This is a genomic window from Lactobacillus sp. ESL0246, from assembly GCF_003692965.1.
GTDB lineage: Bacteria > Bacillota > Bacilli > Lactobacillales > Lactobacillaceae > Lactobacillus.
Window position 1 is genome coordinate 128,876 of the sequence record NZ_REHC01000006.1, and the last position, 13,931, is coordinate 142,806.

Consider the following 13,931-nt stretch of genomic DNA (forward strand, 5'->3'; position numbering starts at 1 on the left):
TAAAATTTATTATGATTTGCTAAGAAAATGTTAAATTAAAAGAAACACGGTGGTATACTTGGATTACCAAAAAATTCTTGAGCAGTTAGCCGATGGACAACTTGAAAACTACAAAGTAGAGCCCAAGGAAGCCTTTGCCTTTCATTCTGCGCTAAGATCTTTTGGCAAAAGACAGAACATAACAGGAAAAGCCTTGAGAGGTGGGGGAATAATCTATACTTGTAAAAAGATAGAATTTTAATGATGTAAACTGTTACATTTAAGTTGTTTAATTTACCAAAAAATGATAGGCTAGTTACGGACAATAGGTATTTATTACCAATTTTATTTTTTAAAATTAAAGGAGATAATCATAATGGAAAAACGCGATTTTCATGTTATTGCTGAAACGGGAATTCATGCTCGTCCAGCCACTTTATTAGTACAAGCAGCTTCTAAGTTTGGTTCAGATATCAATTTGGAATACAACGGTAAATCCGTTAACTTGAAGTCAATTATGGGAGTTATGTCTCTTGGAGTTGGAAAAAATGCTGATGTAACGATTAGTGCTGATGGTGATGATGAAAAAGATGCCATTAATGCTATTTCGGAAACAATGAAAAAAGAAGGCTTAGCTGAATAATGACCAAGAAATTAACGGGAATTGCTGCTAGTGATGGTATTGCGGTAGCACCAGCCTATCTCTTGGTAGAACCAGATCTTTCGTTTTCTAAGACTAGTGTCAGTGATGTTGAAAGTGAACTTGCTCGTTTTAAAGATGCAATTAAGGTATCAACTGCCGAAGTTGAAAAGATACGTGACAGTGCAAAAAAGAGTTTAGGTGAGGATGAAGCGCAAGTTTTTGAAGCTCACTTAATGATTTTAAATGATCCTGAATTCACCGGTGCAATTGAAACCGAAATTAAGGACAAAAAGATTAATAGTGAAGCTGCGCTTGATGGAACCGCTCAAAAATTTATTGCGATTTTTGAAGGTATGACGGACAACGCTTATATGCAACAACGTGCTGCTGACGTACGTGACGTTTCTAAAAGGATCATGGCGCATTTGCTAGGTAAGGAATTACCTAATCCTGCAACAATTGATCATGAAGTAATTGTAGTTGCACATGATTTGACACCAAGTGACACTGCTCAATTAAACAAAAAATTTGTCAAGGGATTTGTGACTGATATTGGGGGACGAACAGCTCACTCAGCAATTATGGCACGATCTCTTGAATTACCAGCGGTTGTCGGTACTGAATCAATTACAAAAGATGTTGTAAATGGTCAGACACTAGTTGTTGACGGCTTGAATGGTGATGCTGTCATTAAACCGAGTGATGAACAGATTGCTGATTATAAGCAAAAGAGTGAAGCCTTTTTAAAGCAAAAAGCTGAATGGGATAAATTAAAGAATGAACCATCAGTAACTGCAGACGGTAAACAGTTTACTATTGCTGCAAATATTGGTACACCAGCTGATATGCAAGGGGTTAATGAAAATGGTGCGGAGGCTGTTGGATTATATCGGACTGAATTCTTGTATATGAATTCTAAGGATTTTCCAACTGAGGAAGACCAATTCGAAGCTTATAAAGAAGTAATTGAAGGGATGAATGGTAAGCAGGTTGTTATCAGAACCATGGATATTGGTGGCGATAAGCACCTTGACTATTGGGATTTACCTGAAGAAATGAATCCATTCTTAGGAGTTCGAGCTATTCGCTTATCATTGCAAAATGAAGAAATATTCCGGACCCAATTACGTGCTCTTCTTCGTGCTTCAGCGTATGGTAAACTAGCGATCATGTTTCCAATGATTGGTACTTTGGGTGAATTGCGTAAAGCAAAGTCTATTTTAAACGAAGAAAAGACCAAATTAACTCAAAAGGGTACTAAAGTTGGTTCTGATTTACAAGTTGGAATGATGATTGAAGTTCCAGCCGCAGCCGTTTTAGCTGATCAATTTGCTAAAGAAGTAGATTTCTTTTCCATCGGTACAAATGATTTAATTCAGTATTCAATGGCTGCTGATAGGGGTAATGATAATGTTTCGTATCTTTATCAACCAGCCAATCCATCAGTTTTGCGTTTAATCAAACATACAATTGATGCAGCGCATGAAAATGGTATTTGGTGTGGTATGTGTGGTGAAGCCGCAGGTGATAACATTATGTTCCCAATTTTACTTTCAATGGGACTTGATGAATATTCAATGAGTGCAACGTCCATTTTACGTATTAGGAGTTTGATGAAGAAACTCAATACTGAAGATATTAAGGAATTAGCTAACAAGGCTTGTTATGTTTCTGAAACAGCGGAAGAAAATGAAAAGTTAGTCAATGACTTAATGAAAGAAGTAAACAAATAAAGTTTTAAAGCGCATCAATATATTGATGCGCTTTTTAATATCTTTAAACTTTCTTGAAAAAAAAGTCATAAATTATTCACGTTTATTGCTTATCATTAAAGCATGACCAATTCACATAATGCTGCTTACTAAAAAGAAGTAGTGTGTTATAATAATACTATGCATAGTATTATTCAAAGGAGCGTGAAATATATGGTAAATTTATATATATCGCCAAGTTGTACCTCATGTCGAAAAGCTAAGGCTTGGTTAAAGAAACATAATATTGATTATAAAGAAAGAAATATTTTTTCAGAGCCTTTAACTAAAGAGGAACTTATCCAAATATTGAGAATGACTGAGAATGGTACAGAGGAAATAATTTCTACACGTTCAAGAGCATTTCAACAGTTAAAAATAAATCTTGATAATTTGTCAATTGATCAATTGTTAGATTTAGTTGAAAAGAATCCAAGCTTATTAAGAAGACCTATTATCATGGATGATCGTCGTTTGCAGGTAGGCTATAATGAAGATGAAATTAGACGCTTTTTACCAAGAAAAGTACGTCGCTTAGAACTCGAAGAAATGCAAAAGATTGCTGATTTATAAGAGAAAAATTTTAATAAAAGCGTTAGTATTTAAACTAACGCTTTTATTTTATCTGTAAAGTACGTTACAATAGATGTAAGTATTCGATGAAGGTGAGAACTCATGCAAGTAGATCATATTGACGAAAATACAATTCGCGTGAGAATTGATAAGGCGGAATTGGCTAGACGCGGACTTAAAGTTTTGGATTTGCTAGGGGATAAAGACCAAATACAGCATTTTTTTTATTCGATTTTGGATGAAATTGATACCGATCACTCTTTTAGCCAGGATGCACCTATTACTTTTCAAGTAATGCCTAATAACGGTGGGCTTGATTTGTTGATCACTAAAGTGACTGATAAAGATCGAGAAAGTTTATCACATCTATTTAATAATGAATCAAATATCAAAAATAAAATGGATCCACGGCGATCTTTTCTTGACTTGGAATCGGACTCAAATAAAGAAAAAATATCCAAAAACGAAGAAAATAACAATTCAACTGCGATAACTAATAGGTATGCTAACAAGCAGGCTTACAGCTTTACAGACCTAGATCAAGTTACTGAATTGGCTAATAGTTTACAGACAAATAATATGACTTCTAGTCTTTATTTTGAACACGGAAAATTTTATCTTGATTTGGCCTTTAAAGATGAAAATAAGGGTGAGTTGGAGCCAAGTGATGCTTGGGCAATTGCTAATGAATATGGTATCAAAATTAAGCCAGGAGAAATGGCTCGTGTTAAAATAATTGGCAAGTGTTTAATTGCTAGTGATGCCTTAATTCAACTGCATCATTATTTTAATGAACGCAAACATTAAGAAATTAATAAGAAAAAGACAAGCGGTATGCTTGTCTTTTTTCTTGCGTATTTAATCATAGGTGATTAAATTGTACACGGCATTATTAAATGATCAATTAGTTTTGGCAAGTAGACAAGCGGCTTTAATTAATAAAACTAACAGTATATTGAAAGCGCCACATTATTACTGCCCTAAATGTCATGAAGAAGTTCAACTGGTGTTAAAAAAAGAACATCCCTATTTTAAACATTGGCCTAAAAAAAATAATATGAAAGGAGAAAGGGTTGAGCATGCCCTTAGTAAGCAACTGCTGCAATGTGCACTAGCAAATGCAAACTTAGATGCCCAAATAGAAGTTCCTTTAGCTGGCGGTAAATTACGAGCTGATGTGCTGGCTAGTCCAAAGTTGGCCTTTGAAGTTCAATGTGCTCCCTTAAGTAGAGCAGAATTTACTCAACGTCATCGTTTGTATTGTCAAATTGGGATTACTGATATTTGGGTGGTTGGTAAACGTCATTTTTTACGAGAAAAAATAAAAAAGTCACAACTTATTTTCTTTCGTAGAAATAAGTTGTGGCATGACTATTATTTGGAAATTGATCCTTATCAGCAGTTTTTATCTTTAAAATATAATATTTTATTGGAGCCTATTACAGAGAAACTTTGTTATCAAACAAGTGTTTTTGACTTAAATGCCAATGGTTTGAAACAGTTATGGCATTTTAGACCGCTACTTAGAAATTATTTGATAGACCCAATATCACAAAAAAGTTATTTACAATTACAAATAATGAGAAAAAGTCGTAAAGGAATGCGTATCGCGGAATTATTGTACAAACTCAATTTAAAGCTTACTGATTTACCTGAGTGGGTTTTTACAAATTATCGAAGAGTGAATACTATTGATAATGCTTTATTGTATCTCACATCAAATGAAGATGATTGGTAGGACAATAACTTTCTTTGATACAACCGTTATTGTTTAAGAGTGAAATCAATTTATCGTGGGCCAAATTACCTTCAAGCAGTATCCCATTATAATTGCCATTTTCATTAAAAATGATGGTTGTAGGAATATTACGAACATTAAATTTTTTAGCAAGTTCTTTGTCTTGTCGAATTGAATCATCGACGTAATTGCTAATCCGAGTGTCATTAATTCGATTTAAATTGATTTTTAAATCAAGTAGTACTTTTTCTCCCAATTCATTTGAATATTGATTAAAATTGTTACTTACAGCACATTGTAAATTAATCAAATAAGAACGTGCCTTTTTATTTCCATATTCAAATTTAATTGCATGATAACTGCGTAAAGTTTGATAAGAAGCCATTGTATATTGTGAAATATTGTTAACTTTTTGTCCGCTTTTTTTTCTTCTAATGATATCTTCCTGTATAACTTTCGAGTTAATAATTGGAACAAAATGAAAACAGGAACTAATATTGAGTTCTTCGAGTGCTTCTTTAATTAAAATCTCCGTATCATAGCAATAAATACCGATGGGATTGATGAAGAGAAAAATCTCAAACATTGTCAAGTTCCTCCTTAATTAACTAAATTAATTAATACTTTAACAAATCTCTAGTTAATAAACAAAAAATATACTTTTATTCTTATATTTTAACACGATGTTTGAAAGCGCGTCCGATTTTTGATTGATTGGTATTTTGCGGAATTTCATTAATGTTATATTCTGATTTTAAATCTTTCAGAACAGTTGCGATTAATTTTGAGTCAGAGTTTTCAATTTCTAATTCAAAATCTTGGTAGCCATCGGGATAAATGTTATTATCAAAGGTTAATTCACAATTTTGGGGGCCAATGGCCAGAATCCGCTGTGTCTTACTGTAAGTTTGTACATGTAATTTACAGTTTTTGCCAAAATGGGAATTTAAATAGTTGCCTACGTTTCCTTCAAAAGAAACTAATTGGGTTGCTTTTTTATCCACAGCTATTAAAGATTGACCTTTTGGCAAAGAAAGATAATCATTAATTTCAATTGCCTCGTGAAAATCTTGCTGAATTGGATTAGGGTTAGGTACTTTAAGAGTTTGTTCAGCGCGATCATTAAATAGGCGAACTCGGCAACTAATTCTTTTTGTTTGTAATAAGCCGTTATCTGTATCAAAATAATAGTTTTCTTGAGTAAAATTACTTTTATTAAAAAAATCTTGACATAATTTTTGATAAATTGACTTTGGAATAATAATTTTTGCTTCTATTTCGGTGTTTTCTGACATGAATTTGTTATTTTTCCCTTCACAAGATTAATTATTACATTTTATATTACTATAATATAAAATGATTTTTTAAGATGTTGTTAGTGTTAACTATTGTCTAACATTGTGCTAGGATAGTCAAAATATCAAGTTTTTTGTTGTTAAAACATTAAGTAAGTAGCAAGTGTGTAACGATAAATTTTAAATTATGAAATTGCTATCATCTATTTTATGTTAAAATGACTATGCTGTTTGAGAAAGGAATTATTTCTATGGATGTTGATTGGGATAATTTTTTATGGCCCTATGAAGAGGCTGTTCGTGAATTAAAGGTGAAATTTCGTTCTCTTAGGCAAAGTTTTTTAACTAAGGGAGAATTGTCACCAATTGAATTTGTTATTGGACGAGTAAAAAGCGTTGATTCAATTAAAGAAAAAATGAGACGCCGAATCATTAGTCCAGATGTGATCGAAACAGATATGCAAGATATAGCGGGAATTAGGATTGTATGTCAATTTGTTGATGACGTCTATAAAGTGGTTGATTTAATTCATGAGCGTGATGATATGGAAGTTATAGAGGAACGTGATTATGTTCAAAATGCTAAGCCATCAGGGTACCGCTCATATCATATGGTGATTTCCTATACTGTATATTTGCCTGAAGGTTCTAAAAAATTATTAGCTGAAATCCAAATTCGGACTTTAGCAATGAATTTTTGGGCGACGGTTGAACATACTCTCAATTACAAGTATCAAGGATCTTATCCAGATGATATTTCTGAAAGGTTAAAGTCAACTGCTGAAACAGCATATAGACTTGATGAAGAAATGTCATTAATTAAGGATGAAGTTCAGGAAGCACAAAAAATCTTCATCAAAAATAAGGGTAAGGAAAATTAATGCGAATCACAATTGCTCATAATAATAATTCAGAAACATTAAAAGTAGTTGCGCATTTAAAGCAAGCACTAGAAAAGAAAACCGGATATGTTTTTGATGCTAAATATCCAGATGTGGTGATATCTGTTGGTGGCGATGGTACATTAATCAACGCTTTTCATCGTTATGAAAATCAGATTAGCTCTATCAGGTTTATCGGAATTCATACTGGGCACTTAGGCTTTTATACTGATTGGCATGGAGCAGAAATCGAAAAGATGGTTGATGCGCTCTTTTTAAGAGAACCCGAAACAGTTAAATATCCTTTGCTTGAAGTTGAACTTATGACAGAAGCGAATGAACGTAAGCGCTATCTAGCGCTAAATGAATCTGCAGTTAAGCAAATTTCGCATACGTTAGAAGCAAATGTTTATATTGATGATCAACTATTTGAAAATTTTCGGGGGGATGGTTTGTGTGTTTCAACTCCAACTGGATCAACTGGCTACAATAAATCTCTTGGTGGTGCAGTAATTCACCCTCAGCTCAAAGCTTTACAAATGGCAGAAATTGCATCAATTAATAATCGGGTGTTTCGTAGTTTATCATCACCGATTGTAATTGCACCAGATCAATGGATAACAATTGTTCCTAAGGCAGATAAATTTGTAATGACAGTCGATGGTAACCAAATTAATGTTTGTAATGCTAAAAAAATAATATATAGAATTTCTAACAAAGTAATTAGGTTTGATCGCTTTGGACATACTCATTTTTGGTCACGTGTTCAAAGTGCCTTTATTGGTGATAATGATGTCCCTGTATAAGATTATGGTTCAAAATGAATCGACAATGGAGTTGGGAGCCTTTTTGTTAAAGAACGGGTTTTCAAAACAGGCAATCAATAATGCCAAAAATCGAGATGGTATGCTTATAGTCAATCACAAAACAAGATATACTAATTACCGTTTGCATCGAGGTGATGAGGTTATCTTTGTTTCAGGAAGTGAGCTTTCTAATCCCTGGTTAAAGCCTTCTTATGAACCTCTTGAAATTGTCAAGGAAACGTCAAATTATCTGATTGTTGATAAACCTGCTGGCCTTTTATCAATTCCATCTCGTTTCGACGATAATGCTGTTGTTAACCGAGTTTTGGGATATTTTGAACAACATCAGATGTCTAGCCTTAAGCCTCACGTAATTACACGTCTTGATCGTGATACCACTGGTTTAGTACTAGTTGGCAAGAATGCAATTGCTCATGGCAGATTTAGCAAGCTTAACAAGCAAGATTTTATAAAAAAATATCATGCAATTGTGCATGGCAACTTTGCAAAAAATGAATTAACTGGTGTGATTGAGGCTCCAATTGGTAGGAAAAATAAAGAAGTTAAACGTAGTATTGACTTTGTTCATGGTAAAAAGGCAGTGACTGTCTATCGTGTACTTGAGCAAGTCCCGCAGGCAAGCTTAGTTGAGTTACGTCTTTATACTGGTCGTACTCATCAAATTCGATTACACATGCAATCAATTGGACATCCATTATTTGGTGATCCACTATATGGAATCAATGATCAGTTTGATAGACAAGCATTAAATTGTTGTTTTTTATCTTTTCCTGATCCATTTGTCAAAGGTAAACTTGTAAAAGTAAAAGCTTCTTTAGCAAAAGATATGCTTAAATTGTGGCGTCAACTAAGTTTAAATGATTTTACTGTAAAGTAAGGTTTTGGTAAATTGTAAAATGAAGTTGAACACTCGCCCTAATTAGAAAATAAAAAAAGTCCATAAGTTTCTTCAGGTGAAAAGCAGCAAATAGCTTTAGCTAGGGCTTTATTGTTAACTGACAAGTTTTTGCTATTAGATGAGGCTACTTCTAGCAAAGTTAGAAATTATTTATTTTCCATAAATAGAGGCTTTATAGAAATAGCTCATGAATTAAATGAACAATAAAATTCCAGATATGACCAAGTTATTAATTTAGGTGTATAAAAATGATAATTGATACCAAAAAACTTCAGAAGGAAGTTATAGATAATAAAAAAAGACATAATTTTAATACGACAGATATCAAGTTTGAATTGCTGCTATTGTATGGCGAAGTAAATGAACTTTTTAAGGGATGGCTTAAGCAAGATGCTGACAATATAAACGAAGAATTAGCAGATGTTGGTATTTTTTTGCTGGGTATATCCGAAATGTTGGGAAGCGACTTAGGAAAGGATATTGTTGATAAAATCGAAATAAATAAGAACAGGATTTATAAAAACGGAGTAAAGGTAAGTAAAGAATAATATGAAAGCAAAAATCAAGTTAGGTTTTTAACTTGGAACAAATTTTCGATAATGTAGTCACATTAACACCCCATGTTTTTTCTAAAATTTTGAGTCATATCAAAATGCGGCTTATTAATCTAATATATACACTGTGGAAGCGTTTTAAAACAATTTTGACATTGGGGAAAAGCTCCTTGGTCAAGTCCACGTAATGTTATGTTTTTATGTAATTCGTCTAAACTCAATATTTTTAGAGGTCATGTATTTCGGAGCACCCATTTTTTCCATCATAACTGTTGCTATCTCATCGGCAAGAATAAACTTTGTCTACCAATCCTAATTCTACAGCCTTATTGGAACTAATATAGCAATCTCTTTCAATAGCGCGGTCTATTTCTTCAATAGTAAGGTTTGAATTTTTGGAAATTAAATTTGCAATTTTTGTTCTTACTTTTTTAATTTGGTTTGCACCAATTTCTATATCGCTTTGTTGTCCACTCATAGACCCTATACCCTATTGGCTGATGAATAAGAAGCTGAGTATTTGGTAGGAGCGCTCTGAACTTACGCTCTCCTGCCACTAGTATCAATAATTGAAAATGCACCATTAACACTTCATCCTAAGAAATTAATGTAAATATTTATTGGGGCATCATCTTCAGCGTCCAAATATAAAAGCTGAGTAACCGTTAGTGTGGAAGATTCATATGTTATATCACCTCTTGTTTTATGTTACTTTTCATTTTTTATTTTACGAAATCGCTTGCAATAAAATGCTGACATTATATAATTAAAAGGAATGTTATAATCCAAACTTTCGGGAATAAGAACAATTTACAGCAGATCCTTCTAAAATATCACCTAAGAGTAAAATTGATGTAAAGAAAATAGGATCAAATATATTTACATTTGCTATTCATTTAAAAGATACGAATATAGAAATATTCTATGCATTTCCAATTAAGTTAATAGGGAAAATGGAATGTCTAAATACGTAACTATTAGTTTTAAAATGAATAGAATGGCGTCACTACCGTCAACAGCCATATTAAAGCAGTTTAACAAATATGTGAATGAAGTTAATCCTTTTACAAGTGGTGCAGCTTTAACTCAATTAATTGAAAAAGGTATAGTGAAGACATCAATCAAGAAGATTTTAGAGATATTATTGATTATTTAAAGACAAGTAGTGGATGGAACAATTCTGATTTTCAAACCTGGAGTCTTTTATTGAAACGTGCATTATCTAGTCTGGGTCATAACCTGCAAGAATTTGTTGAGCTTGAAAAGCAAAGCATGGGCAAGTCGAATTTGGATAAAGAAAAATGATTTGGAAATACTTAAAACGAGTAATTAAAAAAATTGGTATAAGCAAAATTGCATATTTTTCTATGTTTGTGCTTTTGGGATATATATTTTATTTTTCGCAACCTTATTTCATCACTAATTTGTTTTCAACAAATAAAAATGAAAGTAACAGATTAGTTAATTTAATAGCTCTGTCAGTTTCACTTATGACAATACCGTTTATTGATTATTTCAACAATACATTTATTCAGGCAGTTAGAAAATATTCTAAACAAGAACTATGGGAAGAGGTTACAAATAAACCTTTCAGCTATTTTTCAAAACATTCTGTAGGTAAAGTCCAAAGCTATATTAAGGACGTCTCTTTTGCCTGTCGCCAGTTGGAACAAAGTAGTTTAAAAATTATAATTCAAATGGCTGTAATGATAGTACTATATACCATCATGATTGGCATCAAAAATATATTACTTGGTTTATTATACTTGGTTTTCTTCTCTGGTTATTTAGCAATCTCTGTGTGGATGGCAAAGCGTAATAGGAAAAACATATCTAATTCATTAAAAAGTGCATCCGTTGTAAACGAGTATATGATTGACTACTATCGAAATATTGAAACAATATCATCTAGTAATTCTGAAGAATATGAAAGTAATTACATGAACAGTATTCTTTCTAATGAGCAAAAATCATATCAATATGTTCAGAGTATTACAAATCAGGCTGCAATAGTGCAACAATTAATAATAGTTATTTTAGCTTGTATAATTGCATTAGTTGGACAACATATATTTGGAAGTAATAAAATTCAATCACTATCAGTCATTCTAATTTTATTATATTCTATTTTGAATTTATCTGGATTTGGTCCACAATATTTAGCTATAGAGGAATTATTAAATCGCATTCGAGCAGGCTTGTCTGAACTCGAATATGATGTGTCATCTGAGCAAAAACCAAATATGATTAAGTTTGATGATAACACGGACGAAGTAATAATAAGAGATATTGACTACTCATATAAAAATGATCAAGTAATTTTTCATAATCTAAACTTAACATTTAAAAAAAATAAAATGAATGCATTAACAGGAGAAAATGGCTCTGGGAAAAGTACACTTTTGAAACTTTTAAGTGGATTTTTCACACCGAGTAAAGGTGAAATAATTTTTCCATTTCAGAATGCACCAAAATTAATGTATATCGCACAAGATGCTCCTTTATTTAACAGATCAATTTATAAAAATATTTGTTATCCTAGTTTAAAACCTAACATTGAAACAGTTTTGAACCTAGTTAAAGAAATCGGTTTAGATACTTTAATTCAAACTAAAGATGATTTAAATAATAAGACACCAGGAGATTTTAAAAATAAAATCTCCGGCGGTGAAGTCCAAAAAATTTTATTTTTGCGAGCGATTATTACTAAGCCGGATATTTTATTACTTGATGAATTTACAAGTAGTTTAGATGAAAAAGCTATAAATAAAGTCTATTTAATGATTAATAAATACTTAGATAACACAACAATTATAAGTGTCATACATAGGGTAGACGAATTATCTTATTATTCAAATATTGTAAATATAGCTCCAATTAAATAATTTTTTCTTTTTTCTTAAAATTAATCAACCAAAGTTGCGATTTTATTTTCAATGTTATGATAATTTGATAGCTATAATGGCTCTTTGCTTGATTACGGCTTGAAGTTTTTATGCTTGATACGAGCCCAAAAATGACTAAAAATGCGGTAGCCGTAAATCTTGCTTGATCTGTGGTTGACTCCTTCTAGGCAGCCGTTAGATTGTTTGTCCTGGGTGGCGTGAGCAGGTCAGACAGATTGCCTTTAAAGATCTTGATAGGTTCTAAAAAATTGTCTACAATTTGATCAAACTCTTTATTCATTTTTTTGCCCCTTGCCAAACGCATGTACGATAAAAATTATATCTTTACTTTACCAAAAAGCTCCACAGGTTCCAAATGTGAAGTTTTTTAATAGCACTTACTAGTCCTATTAGACGAAATGTCCATACTGGCGGCTAAAAGAATTTTTACCTTTTCAAAGTTTTTGAACATGACTATTTTTATGCGTTGTAATATAAAACATCCTCCTTATGGAGCCGATGTGTAATTACTTTGATATATCTGGCAGTAAAAGAAAGTGAGGCAAGAATTATATTTTTTGTCTCTAGTATGCATACTGAAAAAATAAAAGATATTTTACATATTATCATATTATCAATAAATTTAGGACAAGAGAGATAAAGTAATGACAACAACAATAATATACGCACATCCTTACACAAAAAGCTTTAACCATGCAATACTTAATAAAGTTATAAAAGCGATGAGAGATAATAAAGAAGAGTATGTAGTTATAGACCTATATAATGATAAATTTGATCCAACATATTCTGCTAAAGAGTTATCTTTATTTAGTGTTGGAAAAACAATTGATCCTTTAGTTAGTAAGTACCAGAAGATTATTAAAAATACAGATAAAGTTATATTTATTTTCCCAATATGGTGGAATGATACTCCAGCTATTATAAAAGGCTTCATAGATAAGGTAATGAAGAAGGACTTTGCTTACAATGTAGGCAGTACTGGGTTAATAGGAAACCTTAAAAATATAAAAAAGACGTTAGTTCTTACAACCTCGACTTCTCCGACATTTTATTTGAAGATGTTTTGTGGCAATGCTATTAAAGGAGTTTTTATTAATAGTACACTTAAGCAGCTTAAATTTAAAAATCGAGTATGGAAAAATTTTGGTAATATTGATCATAGTAGTATGAATAAAAGAAATGAATATTTGGAAAAAATAGCTAACTACGTAAGTGAATGGGTAGTGAAAAATAATTGAATAGAGTAATTATAACTGGTTTGGAATAATTAAGCCCTTAGGTGATAATGTTACTTCAACTTGGAAAGCGGCTCACCTTTCCTCATACAAGAAAATTTGTTCCGTATATATAATAAACTCATTGGTGAAAGACAATCTTTATCGGATATAGTAGCAATAGTTGCTAAATGTTTTTAGGTTCAATATTCAGCAGATGTAAAATTTTGAAGTTGGCAGTTACTTATGGCAGTTTCAATTTTGTGTCTATTGGACATGTAAATTTACTTGAAACAATTCTCAAAGAATGGAGTCAAGTTTTTGTTTTAATATTGCCAAACAATAATATTTGTAATCACATTGTTTATCCTGATAAGGATACTAATGATTTTTTGAGCATGTGTAATGATTCTATACAGAAAAAGAAGTTATTACCAATTGTTGATAGGGTTAATGCACTTTCTTTAGTGATTAAAAATAATCCCAAATTAATAGGTAAGGTACATATTGCGGTATTTTGTAGGCCAGATGCTAATATTTCTTTTTTTGATGCATGTTATCTAAAGAAAATTTTGATATCGTTTTTCCTCTAGATAACTCAACCAAATGGGATTCTTTAAAATATAAGAAATTTAAAAATGTTTTTTTGAGGAAAATTTATACTGTCAA

18 protein-coding genes and 1 pseudogene are annotated in these 13,931 nt (G+C 31.8%); 15 read left to right on the forward strand and 4 right to left on the reverse strand.

Features of this window, described 5'->3' with window-relative positions:
- The first annotated feature begins 58 nt into the window (after positions 1 to 58).
- The 6 genes from F5ESL0246_RS02420 (at position 59) to F5ESL0246_RS02445 (ending at position 4,684) form a co-directional block, all read left to right on the forward strand.
- Complete coding sequence (locus F5ESL0246_RS02420) at positions 59 to 241, forward strand: hypothetical protein (protein ID WP_122018169.1); 183 nt, start codon at positions 59 to 61, stop codon at positions 239 to 241.
- A gap of 114 nt (positions 242 to 355) precedes the next feature.
- On the forward strand, positions 356 to 622 hold the full coding sequence (locus F5ESL0246_RS02425) for a phosphocarrier protein HPr (RefSeq protein ID WP_046306433.1): 267 nt from the start codon (positions 356 to 358) through the stop codon (positions 620 to 622).
- Entirely contained in the window at positions 622 to 2,355 is a 1,734-nt protein-coding gene (gene ptsP, locus F5ESL0246_RS02430; RefSeq protein ID WP_122017931.1) for a phosphoenolpyruvate--protein phosphotransferase, read from the forward strand. The genes F5ESL0246_RS02425 and ptsP overlap by 1 nt, the downstream gene beginning before the upstream one ends.
- 192 nt (positions 2,356 to 2,547) lie before the next feature.
- Positions 2,548 to 2,946, forward strand: coding sequence for a transcriptional regulator SpxA (gene spxA, locus F5ESL0246_RS02435; protein WP_122017932.1), 399 nt, complete (start codon positions 2,548 to 2,550; stop codon positions 2,944 to 2,946).
- Positions 2,947 to 3,048: 102 nt separating this feature from the next.
- Entirely contained in the window at positions 3,049 to 3,753 is a 705-nt protein-coding gene (locus tag F5ESL0246_RS02440; RefSeq protein ID WP_122017933.1) for an adaptor protein MecA, read from the forward strand.
- Between the two features lie 148 nt (positions 3,754 to 3,901).
- The gene (locus tag F5ESL0246_RS02445) at positions 3,902 to 4,684 is read left to right on the forward strand and encodes a competence protein CoiA family protein (RefSeq protein WP_233559205.1); all 783 of its coding nucleotides are present in this window, start codon (positions 3,902 to 3,904) and stop codon (positions 4,682 to 4,684) included.
- Here F5ESL0246_RS02445 and F5ESL0246_RS02450 read toward each other — a convergent pair.
- Positions 4,659 to 5,270, reverse strand: coding sequence for a DsbA family protein (locus F5ESL0246_RS02450; RefSeq protein ID WP_122017935.1), 612 nt, complete (start codon positions 5,268 to 5,270; stop codon positions 4,659 to 4,661). The genes F5ESL0246_RS02445 and F5ESL0246_RS02450 overlap by 26 nt on opposite strands.
- An 82-nt stretch (positions 5,271 to 5,352) precedes the next feature.
- Positions 5,353 to 5,979 (reverse strand): CYTH domain-containing protein, encoded by a 627-nt coding sequence (locus F5ESL0246_RS02455; RefSeq protein WP_122017936.1) that lies wholly within the window; start codon positions 5,977 to 5,979, stop codon positions 5,353 to 5,355.
- Positions 5,980 to 6,230: 251 nt separating this feature from the next.
- Here F5ESL0246_RS02455 and F5ESL0246_RS02460 point away from each other — a divergent pair, with 251 nt between their 5' ends.
- From F5ESL0246_RS02460 to F5ESL0246_RS02480, 5 genes and pseudogenes are all read left to right on the forward strand, one after another.
- Entirely contained in the window at positions 6,231 to 6,860 is a 630-nt protein-coding gene (locus F5ESL0246_RS02460) for a GTP pyrophosphokinase family protein (protein WP_122017937.1), read from the forward strand.
- Positions 6,860 to 7,666, forward strand: a complete 807-nt coding sequence (locus tag F5ESL0246_RS02465; protein WP_122017938.1) for an NAD kinase — start codon at positions 6,860 to 6,862, stop codon at positions 7,664 to 7,666. The genes F5ESL0246_RS02460 and F5ESL0246_RS02465 overlap by 1 nt, the downstream gene beginning before the upstream one ends.
- Entirely contained in the window at positions 7,650 to 8,564 is a 915-nt protein-coding gene (locus F5ESL0246_RS02470) for an RluA family pseudouridine synthase (RefSeq protein ID WP_122017939.1), read from the forward strand. The genes F5ESL0246_RS02465 and F5ESL0246_RS02470 overlap by 17 nt, the downstream gene beginning before the upstream one ends.
- A gap of 81 nt (positions 8,565 to 8,645) precedes the next feature.
- Positions 8,646 to 8,792: pseudogene (locus tag F5ESL0246_RS08485) on the forward strand (hypothetical protein); the annotation flags it as partial.
- 41 nt (positions 8,793 to 8,833) lie between these two features.
- A complete protein-coding gene (locus F5ESL0246_RS02480) occupies positions 8,834 to 9,133 on the forward strand; it encodes a hypothetical protein (protein WP_122017941.1) in 300 nt (99 codons plus the stop codon).
- A gap of 286 nt (positions 9,134 to 9,419) precedes the next feature.
- Here the strand turns inward: F5ESL0246_RS02480 and F5ESL0246_RS02485 are convergent, their stop codons facing one another.
- Entirely contained in the window at positions 9,420 to 9,617 is a 198-nt protein-coding gene (locus tag F5ESL0246_RS02485) for an ATP-dependent Clp protease proteolytic subunit (protein ID WP_122017942.1), read from the reverse strand.
- Positions 9,571 to 9,723 carry an ATP-dependent Clp protease proteolytic subunit gene (locus F5ESL0246_RS08490; RefSeq protein WP_122017943.1) on the reverse strand — a complete coding sequence of 51 codons (153 nt, stop codon included), beginning with the start codon at positions 9,721 to 9,723 and terminating at the stop codon, positions 9,571 to 9,573. Before F5ESL0246_RS08490 ends, F5ESL0246_RS02485 begins: the two co-directional genes overlap by 47 nt.
- A gap of 404 nt (positions 9,724 to 10,127) precedes the next feature.
- On the opposite strand from F5ESL0246_RS08490, the gene F5ESL0246_RS02495 reads away from it, so the two are divergent.
- The 4 genes from F5ESL0246_RS02495 to F5ESL0246_RS02510 all read left to right on the forward strand — a co-directional run bounded on the left by F5ESL0246_RS02495 (position 10,128) and on the right by F5ESL0246_RS02510 (position 13,855).
- Complete coding sequence (locus F5ESL0246_RS02495) at positions 10,128 to 10,295, forward strand: hypothetical protein (protein ID WP_158593151.1); 168 nt, start codon at positions 10,128 to 10,130, stop codon at positions 10,293 to 10,295.
- A gap of 145 nt (positions 10,296 to 10,440) precedes the next feature.
- A complete protein-coding gene (locus F5ESL0246_RS02500; protein WP_122017945.1) occupies positions 10,441 to 12,024 on the forward strand; it encodes an ABC transporter ATP-binding protein in 1,584 nt (527 codons plus the stop codon).
- Positions 12,025 to 12,689: 665 nt separating this feature from the next.
- Positions 12,690 to 13,286: an NAD(P)H-dependent oxidoreductase gene (locus tag F5ESL0246_RS02505; protein ID WP_122017946.1), complete on the forward strand. Its 597-nt coding sequence runs from the start codon at positions 12,690 to 12,692 to the stop codon at positions 13,284 to 13,286.
- Positions 13,287 to 13,495: 209 nt separating this feature from the next.
- Positions 13,496 to 13,855, forward strand: a complete 360-nt coding sequence (locus F5ESL0246_RS02510; protein WP_158593152.1) for a hypothetical protein — start codon at positions 13,496 to 13,498, stop codon at positions 13,853 to 13,855.
- Positions 13,856 to 13,931 lie beyond the last annotated feature (76 nt).